Below are 7,652 nucleotides of genomic sequence, written 5' to 3' on the forward strand. Positions count from 1 at the left end.
CGTTCCCAGATGTTTGCGCTCTGGGTGCGTTGTAAGGTTGTGGTCATTGTATGATTGCTGGTGTTCTGTGCAGAACGGGATGTGTTGGATGGATATGTACTTAATCTAACTTGATTGTTAACGTTTGTAAAGTATTCTCAGTTTTGGAGAACTGATGGGGGTGATGAGTTTTGGTTATGTGTTGCTGGCTGTGTTTTTCAGCCTTGTTTGTGCGATCGTGACGGTTATTGTCAATCTTTACAGCAATTTAGATGTTCGATCGTCAACTCAATATCCCTGATTTGTCACTCTTGAAGGTCTAAAGTCACACTCGATCGCTAGAACTGGCTTCACCCAGTCAATCGATCGATGACACTAGCGATCGTTAAGCACTTACCTATCTTGTCTGGAAATAGCATCTTCAGGACTATTCGTATTCCAAGGTGCCATGAAAAGCAGCATCACCATCCCTGGTAGTGCAATTGCTAATGTAGCCAAAAAGAATCCTCCCCAGCCAGTTAATCCAGCCACATCAGTCCCAACTCCGAACTTAGTTGCCAGTTCCCCCGCTGCTGGCCCAGCAATTAGATCTCGACCTACCGCCATCAAACTGGATAACAGTGCAAACTGAGTAGCTGAAAATTCGGGATTGCATAGACTCATTAGATATCCCACAAAACCTGCAACAGCTAGACCACTACAAAAATTTTCGACATTAATTGCCACTACCATCGCCGAGAGATTCTTGCCACTTAAAGCCAGAGCGTAATAAGCCAAATTACTCGCAGCTTGTAAACCGCCAAAAATCCATAGGGAGCGATTGATCCCTAATTTACTTAAGAAGGAGCCGCCAGCCAGCGTACCGACGATCGTCGCAATTAGACCCATCCCTTGCCGAATATTCCCGATATCTGTATCACTAAAGGTAAGCCCTTTCGCGCCGAGAAAAGGAACCGCCATTTTAGCTACCATGGCATCGCCGAGCCGAAACACCACAATAAAAATTAAAACTAAAATAGCTTGTTGGGTACCCAGGCGGCGGAAAAATTCCAGAAAAGGCTGCACGACAGCTTCGCCAATATTTTTTGGGGTAATATTGGCTTTTTCATTAGGCGCGATGAAAGAACCCACGATCCCAATCCCCAAAAATATCGCCATGACACCATATACCGATGCCCAGCCAATCCGATCCGCCAAAACGAAGGCAATCCAACCCGTCAGCAGTAACGCCACCCGATAGCCCAACAGAGCCACAGATGCGCCAGCTCCCACTTCCAAGGTGCTAACGACATCAGTTCGGTAGGCATCAACGGCGATATCCTGGGTGGCACTTAAAAACGCCATCGCCACGGCGGTAATCGAAACTAATTGCAGGGCATTATTTCTACCTACGGTATCTAATCCCGCAATTACCCCCATCTGACTGGCCAAAAACAGAATTGCGACAATTAGCCCAATTTGAGCAGCCAAAATCCAGCCCCGCCGACGTCCCAACAAAGGTAGTCGAAAATAGTCAATTAATGGCGACCAGATAAATTTGAGCGAATAAGGTAAACCCACTAGACTCAACCAACCAATGGTCTTGACATCAAATCCAGTCTTAGCCAGCCATGCTCTAAAAGCATCATCAGCTAGAGCATATGGTAAACCAGAGCCAAAGCCAAGTAGCAAAATTGCTACCATTTTCCGACTATTAAATACTGCCAAGTATGAGGAAATTGACTTCATGATGCATTCCGTAATTTAGTTAGTTGAATTCGCAGCGATCGTCTTATTTTTAAGCAATCGCTCGAATAAACAATGCTTAGAACAAGCGTAGTTCAAAGCGCTCGATCCAAACCAAGTGAGTCAGAGGACTAGATCGATCGAGTGACGATTTACAACCCGATCTCAAAGATGTCTAGATTAATTTTTGTTACAATCGATGAATACCATCATCTGTCCGCACATCTAGAGCTATGACTTTCATTCGTCAAAACGTCGGCCCATTTATCATCCTACTGATCTTCCTGTTTGCCTTAGTGGCTTCAAGCGCGCGGATCTTTCTCCCCACAGATATGTCTGGCCCCGCACCAGTAACGGGATCTATTTTGATTCAAGGCTTATTAATGATGTTAAAACTGACTTAATTTACAGGACTAATTCTGCCAATCCCAAATATTCTATCCCTTCAGGGGTAACGTTGAAGCGACATGGCAGCACTTCTAATCCTTTAGCGACGGCGGTGCGGAGGAGTTGCCCGTAGACGGGATCGGTGGTGTCACCGGGTGCAAATTTGGTCTGGTCGCCGCGATTAATCAGGTAAAGCATCACAGCGCGATGTTCGGGCATGACATCGATGAGTTCGCGCAGGTGCTTTTGCCCCCTAGTGGTCTCGGTATCAGGAAAGATCGCCACATCGTCGATCGACCAAGTAGTATTCTTGACTTCTAGATAGATCGATCGCGCTCCATCACCGAGCACAAAGTCAATTCTACTGCGCCGATCTTGCCCGTAGACCACCTCCGATCGGATTGTCTGATATTCACCGAGTTCTGGCAATAACCGCTGTTCGAGGGCGATTTTGATAAGCTTGTTGGGCAATGCGGTATTGATACCGACCCACACACCACCGACTGTGTTGGCATCGCCTTTGGGAACGAAAATCGTTTCCCAGGTGTAAGCTAGTTTCCGCTTGGGATTGTCATGGAAGGACACCTGCACGGGCGCACCGATTTGACAAACCCCAGTCATCGGACCAGTATTGGGACAATGTGCGGTGATGAGTTCGCCTGTGTCTAGTTGAATATCTGCAAAAAATCGCTTGTAGCGCGCCACCAAAGTGCCAGGATAAAGTTGAGGATAAGTATAAAGCACGGATCGATCGCAGGTGTCGAGCTGCTGACTAGTAAAGCGGGTGAATGTCAATGTTGAATTGAAAGGCGATTTCCTCAAACTCAAGTTAGCGGGTCAAAAATTGGAAATTGGGGGTTCATCGATCGATGATAATGCTCTCAACCGCAAAGAGCTGTCTGCTTGAGTAATCGATCCTCAATCGATCGCAGTTTTAGTCGCTAGATAAGATTCTAAATGGCTAAGATCGATCGCCATTTGTTCGACTAGCGTAGCAGTATCAGCGATGAGTTTAGTGGTTGCAAGTTGTTCGATTTGGCTGGCTAAGGCAGTAATCCCGATCATCCCAACATTGGCACTGGCACCCTTGATGTAGTGTGCTTCATGAGCGATCGCCAGGGGATCGCGATCGACTACTGCTTGACGCAGTTCGGCAATATGAATTTTGACATCTTCTGCCAGCATCGTGAGGAGTTCTAGTTCAAATTCTGGGTCATCTTCGGAAACTTGATGTAATTGTTCCCAATCGATATCAATGAGATCGTTCATTAGGTGATGCAGCAACAGCGGTAGGCTAAGGTCGATTCTTATTTTATCCTCTCGACCACGCACTTTGATAATTAACCCAAATTGCTACTTGTGGAACGCCTACGATTGAAATCGTGGCTAGTGATGCAAAGTCCGCCTACGCGGACTGATCTCTTAGTCCGCGTTGGCGGACTTCGCATCACTAGCAGCGGTTTTAACCGCTGAGATTGTAGGTAACTATCAACTGTCAACTATTCAACCCATGTTTCAAACCACCCGCCGCCGCTTGGCAATCTGGTACACAACCGTTACAGCCATCGTATTACTGCTATTTGCGATCGGGATGTATGTCTATGTGCGGAGTACCCTGATCGAACGGATTGACGATACTTTAAATCATGTCGTAGAAGTTGTCACTCGATCGATCGCGATCGACAAGATCGCGGCTCCTGGCACGAGCGATCGCCTCCAGATTAATGTGGGAGCAAGTTTTCAGGACAACTCAGATCGACTGGAAGACGATCGGATCGATCTCGAATTATTTAATAGCGGTGGCGAGTTATTGTGGTCTACACTCAAGGAACCGCTCGATCTACCTGTCTGGCTCGATCTTGACGGTTCGACCGTTCGCGTGGGGAATAACACTACCCTCGATCGGCAAAACCAACGAATTCTGCGTCAAATTACGGCACCTGTGAACGAAAATGGTCGATTGGTGGGATTTTTGCGAGTCAGTCATCCCTGGTTTGAAGTGACTAAACCCACTGAGCTACTCATTATCGATCTGACGATCGGTACTTCGCTAGTGATTACCAGTGTCGCAGCGATCGGGTGGTTACTATCTGGGATTGCGATCGAGCCTGTCAAGGCTTCCTACCAACAGCTCAAACAGTTTACCGCCGATGCTTCCCACGAACTCCGCAACCCGATCGCGACGATCCAAACCAATGTCCAGGTAGCACTGAGCGAAGAACCCATCCCGCCTCAACAACGCCAGCAACTTCAGACGATCGAACGCTTGACGCGGCGGTTGGGGCGATTGGTGGACGATCTATTATTTTTGGCACGTCAAGATAGTAGCGTCACACCTGTGTTTAGTTTAGTGCCCTTGGATGCACTGTTGATGGAAACGATCGACGAGCAACAACTAGCCGCCGTCAGTCGGGGCATCGATCTGAAGCTAGAAATAGTCGATCCGCTCCCCGCCACTGGCGATCTCCTCGAAGTATTTAGTATCTACGGCGATTGGGATCGATTGGGTAGACTATTTACCAATCTGATCGCCAATGCGATCCAATATACACCCCCCAAATCCGAACACGATCGGCTGACTGTCACGCATTCAGCCCAGATCGATGTCCAACTCCAACAGCTGATCCGTCAAAATGCCGCCTACCTCCAAGTCCAGGTTCGCGATACCGGAATGGGCATCCCAACGGAGGCACTACCACACTTATTTGACAGGTTTTATCGAGTCGATCCCGCACGCACAGCCACTGCGTCCGATGTCAGTAGCGGTTCGGGGTTGGGACTAGCTATCGCCCAATCGATCGTCTCCAGTCATCAGGGCGAACTGTCGATCGATAGTCAAGTAGATGTCGGCACGACGGTGACTGTCATCTTTAAAGCCGCAGTAGTTCGTTGAACAAAAAGGGAAATTATTACAGATAAGATGAATCTAATTGAGTTTCTACTAAAAGCATCCTGGCTGAGTGTGATGGCAGCAGCCATTACCGGATCGATTAGTGGTATGGGTAGTGCTGCCGCCATTGCCCTCATCAATCGATCGATTAGCCAGATTAACCCCGCACATCCCCAGGCACCGCCAGAACTCCTGTGGGGCTTTCTAGGGATTGTCGCGATCGTGCTGATGACCAATCTCATCTCTCAGTTTTTACTCGTCAAGTTGGCGCAAGATGCCATCTACAAACTCCGATTGCGGATTAGTGGGTGGATTTTAGCGTCCCCCCTCCGGCATCTCGAAGAACTAGGCGCAAACCGCTTGTTAACCACGCTCACCGAAGATATTCAATCAATTTCCGGTGCTGTCTTTAGTGTCCCCACCCTCTGTGTCAATGCCGCGATTATTATTGCCTCATTGGTGTATCTGGGCTGGCTGTCGATCGGGGTACTGATCGGGACGCTGGTATTTATGGGACTCTCCATTAGTTTGGTACAACTGCTGATTAACCAAGCAGTTCGCCTATTTACAGAAGCGCGGGAAGAAAATGACGCGCTGATGAAACACTTTCAAGCAATTACCGACGGGATCAAAGAACTCAAACTGCACTCCCAGCGGCGCGAAGATTTCCTGCAAGAGGATTTGCAAACTACGGCTGCCAATTTACGCGAGTACCGGATTAGCTCTCAACGGGCGATCGCATTATCTAGTGGCGTGGGCGAGTTATCATTTTTTGCGCTGCTGGGACTATTGGTCTATGGACTGCCCCAGATCCAGACAGTCTCTGCCGAACTACTTTCGGGATATGTGCTGACGATCTCCTATCTGATGCGACCGATCGGCAATACCCTCGCGATCTTACCCAGCTTGAGTCAAGCAGGTGTCGCCCTCCGCAAGATCGATACCTTGGGACTATCACTGGCTAGTCGTGCCGAGAACCTCGTCCAGACGACCACACGACATCAATTTCACCAAATCGAGATCCGTCAAGCTACCCACAGCTATCAGCTTGCAGGCGCAGAAACCACCTTTACATTAGGGCCTGTCGATCTCACCCTCCATCCTGGCGAACTAGTCTTTATCGTCGGCGGCAATGGCAGCGGCAAATCAACGCTAGCCAAGCTACTCACGGGGCTATATGTACCCGACACTGGTGAAATTCGGCTCGATGGTATCGTCATCGACGATCGTCATCGGGAAGTTTACCGCCAGTTATTTTCGACGGTATTTGCCGATTTTTATCTATTCGATCGGATGGTGGGGTTGCGGTTAGACGACGTAGACGCTCAAGCCAAAAACTACCTCACCCAACTCCAACTCACGCACAAAGTCACCGTCGAAGATGGCAAACTCTCTACCACCGCCCTTTCTCAAGGACAGCGCAAACGGCTAGCACTACTCACCGCCTACCTCGAAGATCGCCCGATCTACTTATTTGATGAATGGGCAGCAGATCAAGATCCCTACTTTCGCGAAATATTCTATCAACAACTCTTACCAGAACTCAAACAACGGGGTAAAACAGTCCTAGTCATCAGTCACGACGATCGCTACTTCCACTTAGCCGATCGTCTACTCAAACTAGATTACGGCAAAATAGTTGACAGTTGACAGTTGATAGTTGACAGCTAAGACATAAGTATCTAAGTATGTGAGTGCAATTATTTGTAAAATAGATTGTGCCTGGAACCCAGATGGTGGGCAGTGCCCACCCTACTACTCTAGCCCCAATTTATTCACCATCCACCCCTAAAGCCTAAAGCCTAAAGCCTAAAGCCTAAAACCTAATCCCACAACTGCCACCACCGCTTCGCACTCCAAGGAGCACCAGCCACAAATTGCTTGCCACTAGCCGTAGTGCCAAAATAAGCCCAATACACACCCAGACTACTGTGATTATTGGGATCGCCAACTGTCTGTCCTGGTTCGAGCCACTGACTTTGACCCAAATTGTACCACTCTTGAAATTGTTGACTGCTAAAAAAACCGCCCGTAATCGAGTGGAGTACTAAAGTCTTGCCTGTTTGAATATACGTCCCAAAGCGATCGATCCGGATTCGTTCGGTCGATATATTGGTGATACTCGTCTCATAGTATGGCTTCTGCCGATCTTCACGATTACTAGAATGCTCGATCTCCAGCCAGTTTTGACCTGCTGCCAACTCCGCCCAATCCAATGTCGCAAAAATCACATCTTCGACAATCGGACGCGAACCATCGGATCGAGCCTTGAGAGCTGCCGTAAACTCCAAACCGCTTACTGGCGTTGATGCTAAGCGATCGTCCTTACCCACTCTACCTGTACTTCTCGGTTCAAAATTTAACTCATGTATCTGTTGTAGCTGCTTACTCATCACTAACTATCTAACTTCACAACTAAACTTACTGCCTAGATCGTTATGGTACCCACTCGATCGGCAGAATCGATCCCCACGCGCTGGTTTCAGGAAGTGACTTTGACAGTAGCCTACTAGACCTCCTGCGAAAGTAAAAACAAAATCTTTGCTAGTGTTGTCTTGTTGCGCCTTCATGCGGAGGAAACCTCCAAGGGAGCGCACCGCTGTTTTCGTCCATATCTTCCCCTAAAGCCTAAAGCCTAAAACCTAAAACCTGACTTTCGCAGGAAGTCTAC

7 protein-coding genes are annotated in these 7,652 nt (G+C 48.2%); 3 read left to right on the forward strand and 4 right to left on the reverse strand.

What is annotated here, in order from left to right:
* Positions 1-372: 372 nt before the first annotated feature.
* Complete coding sequence (locus ACEW9I_RS21675) at positions 373-1,707, reverse strand: MFS transporter (protein ID WP_373542402.1); 1,335 nt, start codon at positions 1,705-1,707, stop codon at positions 373-375.
* Positions 1,708-1,937: 230 nt separating this feature from the next.
* On the opposite strand from ACEW9I_RS21675, the gene ACEW9I_RS21680 reads away from it, so the two are divergent.
* Entirely contained in the window at positions 1,938-2,108 is a 171-nt protein-coding gene (locus ACEW9I_RS21680; RefSeq protein WP_373542403.1) for a hypothetical protein, read from the forward strand.
* A 1-nt stretch (position 2,109) separates the two neighbouring features.
* Here the strand turns inward: ACEW9I_RS21680 and sfsA are convergent, their stop codons facing one another.
* Together sfsA and ACEW9I_RS21690 are read right to left on the reverse strand one after the other, a co-directional pair.
* Complete coding sequence (sfsA, locus tag ACEW9I_RS21685; protein ID WP_373542408.1) at positions 2,110-2,835, reverse strand: DNA/RNA nuclease SfsA; 726 nt, start codon at positions 2,833-2,835, stop codon at positions 2,110-2,112.
* A gap of 174 nt (positions 2,836-3,009) precedes the next feature.
* On the reverse strand, positions 3,010-3,360 hold the full coding sequence (locus tag ACEW9I_RS21690; RefSeq protein WP_373542404.1) for an Hpt domain-containing protein: 351 nt from the start codon (positions 3,358-3,360) through the stop codon (positions 3,010-3,012).
* Positions 3,361-3,601: 241 nt separating this feature from the next.
* On the opposite strand from ACEW9I_RS21690, the gene ACEW9I_RS21695 reads away from it, so the two are divergent.
* Together ACEW9I_RS21695 and ACEW9I_RS21700 are read left to right on the forward strand one after the other, a co-directional pair.
* Positions 3,602-4,984, forward strand: a complete 1,383-nt coding sequence (locus tag ACEW9I_RS21695) for a sensor histidine kinase (protein WP_373542405.1) — start codon at positions 3,602-3,604, stop codon at positions 4,982-4,984.
* Positions 4,985-5,011: 27 nt separating this feature from the next.
* A complete protein-coding gene (locus ACEW9I_RS21700; RefSeq protein ID WP_373542406.1) occupies positions 5,012-6,631 on the forward strand; it encodes a cyclic peptide export ABC transporter in 1,620 nt (539 codons plus the stop codon).
* 173 nt (positions 6,632-6,804) lie between these two features.
* On the opposite strand, the gene ACEW9I_RS21705 is transcribed toward ACEW9I_RS21700, so the two are convergent.
* A complete protein-coding gene (locus tag ACEW9I_RS21705) occupies positions 6,805-7,374 on the reverse strand; it encodes a hypothetical protein (RefSeq protein WP_373542407.1) in 570 nt (189 codons plus the stop codon).
* Positions 7,375-7,652: the final 278 nt, after the last annotated feature.

Source organism: Chamaesiphon sp. (genome assembly GCF_041738855.1).
Classification (GTDB): Bacteria; Cyanobacteriota; Cyanobacteriia; order Cyanobacteriales; family Chamaesiphonaceae; genus Chamaesiphon.